Genomic DNA, 228 nt, shown 5'->3' on the forward strand with positions numbered 1-228 from the left:
TTAATGGCGATATTAAGCTGACCACTGTAAATGGTGACATCAAGGCAAAAGCACTTAATGGTAAAGTTCAATTTGAAACTGTTAATGGTTCGATTGATGATCAGCAATCTAGCGGTGAAGTTCGTTTTAGTGCGGTTAATGGCGATATTACATCAAACTCGACGGCCAATGATATTCGCTTAGAAAACGTAAATGGCGATATTAACTTTAATTTAGATACAATTAAAG

General features: G+C 35.5%; 1 protein-coding gene. It reads left to right on the top strand.

What is annotated here, in order from left to right; genetic code table 11:
- On the top strand, positions 1-228 hold a 228-nt coding region (locus tag SB749_RS21210), incomplete at both ends, for a hypothetical protein (protein ID WP_410712059.1).

This window comes from Brevibacterium sp. SIMBA_078, from assembly GCF_046534565.1.
Classification (GTDB): domain Bacteria; phylum Actinomycetota; class Actinomycetes; order Actinomycetales; family Brevibacteriaceae; genus Brevibacterium.